This is a genomic window from Methylobacterium sp. WL6 (assembly GCF_008040095.1).
GTDB lineage: Bacteria > Pseudomonadota > Alphaproteobacteria > Rhizobiales > Beijerinckiaceae > Methylobacterium.
Genome location: NZ_VRVH01000466.1, coordinates 1 through 2,483, shown reverse-complemented (window position 1 = coordinate 2,483; position 2,483 = coordinate 1). Strand labels below are relative to the sequence as shown.

Below are 2,483 nucleotides of genomic sequence, written 5' to 3'. Positions count from 1 at the left end.
TGCGACATCAGCGCCGGGCGGCGGCCCCCGGCGCTGATGTCGCACGCGCGCCGTCCGGCGCTCGGCGGCCCGCGTGCTTAAGCGATCCTTCACCGCTCCGGCGTCAGTCGAAGAAACGCCTGCAGGTTGGATGCGACGTGCCTGACCCCTTGAACGACCGGCCCCGTTCGGTACCGAGCCCGTCGGACCTCGACCGCCTGATCCGGCGGGATCAGCTCGCGGCCCTGCGCCTGAGCATGTCGACCGCCATCCCGATCAACATGGCCCTCGGCCTGGTCGGCATGATCGTGGCGATCCATGCCGGGCAGGGCGCCGTCGGCGCGACCTGGTTCGCGGCCTCGACGGCGGCCAACCTGCTGCGCCTCGCCCTGTGCCGCGTACCCTGCGCCGCGCTGTCGCCGCGGACGGCGCTGTCGGCGGAGGCCGCCGCCCGCTCGGTCGACCGGCACCTGCGCCTGGTCTGGATGGCGGCCTGGCTGTCGGGCCTGGTCTGGGCGTTCCTTCCGGCGCTGTGCGCCGGCTGCACCGCGGCGCAGACGGTGTTCTACCTGACGTTGACATGCGGCACGACCGCCGGCGCCGTCACCTACGGCACCGCCTTCGCCCGCATGCCGATCGGCTTCTTCACCCCGCCGCTGCTCTCGTTTGCCGGATGCCTGCTCGTGGCCGGCGGCTTCGACCGGATCTGCCTCGCCGCGACGGTGCTGCTCTACCTCGCCGCGATGATCCGCGGTGCGTTCCTGTGCGAGGCGGGTTTTCGCGAGGCGAGCCGGCTGAAGAACGAGGCCAGCGCCCTCGCGCAGTCGCGCATGGAGGCCCATGCCAGCGCCAGCGCGCTCGCCCTCGAGATGGCGCGGCGGGCGACCCACGACGACCTCACCGGCCTCCTGAACCGCGCCGGCTTCCAGCAGGATGCCGACGCAGCCTTGCGCGGTGATGGAGCCTTGCGCGGTGAGGCAGCCTTGCGCGACGACGCGGCGGTCGAGCCCGTCGCGCATTGCCTGATGCTGCTCGACCTCGACGGCTTCAAATCCGTCAACGACGTCCACGGCCACACCATGGGCGACCGGGTCCTGGCCGAGGTGGCGCGAAGGATGGCCGCCGCCCTGCCGCCGGGCAGCCTCGCCGCCCGGCTCGGCGGCGACGAGTTCGCCGTGCTCTACGCGCCGGCGCCGGCGGGGATCGCGCAGGACGTGCTCGCCGCCCGCCTGATCGGCGCGGTCGCCGAGCCGTTCGAATCCCTCGACGCCGGCCGGCTCGGCATCAGCATCGGCATCCACCAGGGCGACGCCGGCAGCCTGACGCATCGCCTGAGCTGCGCCGACGAGGCGCTCTACGCGGCCAAGGGCGCCGGCCGGAACCGCGCCCGCCTGTTCGACGAATGCCTGCGCGACCGGATGGAAACGCGGCGCGACAGCGAGCGCGACCTGTCGCAGGCGCTCGCCGAGGGCGTGGTGACGGTGTGCTTCCAGCCGATCTTCGGGCGGGACGGGCGCACCCTGGTGAGCCTGGAGGCGCTGGTGCGCTGGAACCACCCGCGCCACGGCTGGATCCCGCCGGCCGACGTCGTCGCGGCGGCGGCGACGGCCGGCCTCACCGAGTCGCTGCTGCGCGCCATCCTCGAGCAGGCCTGCGCGATGGTGGCGACCCTGTGCCGGCACGGGCTGGAGACGGTCCAGGTCGCGCTCAACGTCTCGCCCCGCGAGATGGCGCAGATCGCCGTCGACGAGATCGTGCTCGGCCGTCTGGCCGCCCTCGGCCTGCCGCCGCGGATGCTGGAGATCGAGATCACCGAGGAGACCGCCCTCGACATCGGCGCGGTGCAGGCCAAACTCACGGCGCTGGCCGAGGCCGGCATCCGCGTGACGCTGGACGATTTCGGGATCGGCTACTCCTCCCTCGCCTCCCTGCGCCAGCTCCAGGCCCACCGCATCAAGATCGACCGCAGCTTCGTCACCGGGCTGACCGGCTCGGACGACAAGTGCGGGCTGGTCCAGGCCGTGCTCGCGCTCGGGCGCTGGCTCGACATCGAGGTGGTCGCCGAGGGCGTCGAGACCGCCGACGACCTCGCCACGCTGCAGGCGTTCGGCTGCACCCTGTTCCAGGGCTACCATCTCGGCCGGCCGATGTCGGCCGAGGCCGTGGCGGACCTGCTGGCGTCGCAGGCGGGGGCGCGGATGGCCGCGGCCTGAAACCGGCGAAACGCGCCGGCGTCGCCGCGCCCCGCTGACGGCGGCCGCCCGGCATGCAAGATGCCGCCCGGATCGCCGAGCGACGGAGCAGGCCATGACAGCGACGATGACCCAGGCCGAATACTGGAACGGCGCGGTCGGCCAGCGCTGGGCGCGCAGCCAGGGCGTGCTCGATGCGGTGTTCGCGCCGCTGACCGAGGCGCTGCTCGCCGCCGCCGACCTGCGGCCGAGCGACGGGGTGCTCGACGTCGGCTGCGGCTCCGGCGCGACGGCGCTGATGGCGGCCGAGGC

At 73.7% G+C, this 2,483-nt stretch carries 1 protein-coding gene and 1 pseudogene; both read left to right on the top strand.

Annotated features, from left to right (window positions below):
- Window positions 1–236: 236 nt before the first annotated feature.
- Entirely contained in the window at window positions 237–2,192 is a 1,956-nt protein-coding gene (locus FV230_RS27260) for an EAL domain-containing protein (protein WP_147844595.1), read from the top strand.
- A gap of 94 nt (window positions 2,193–2,286) precedes the next feature.
- Window positions 2,287–2,483, top strand: a pseudogene (locus FV230_RS27255) (methyltransferase type 11); the annotation flags it as partial.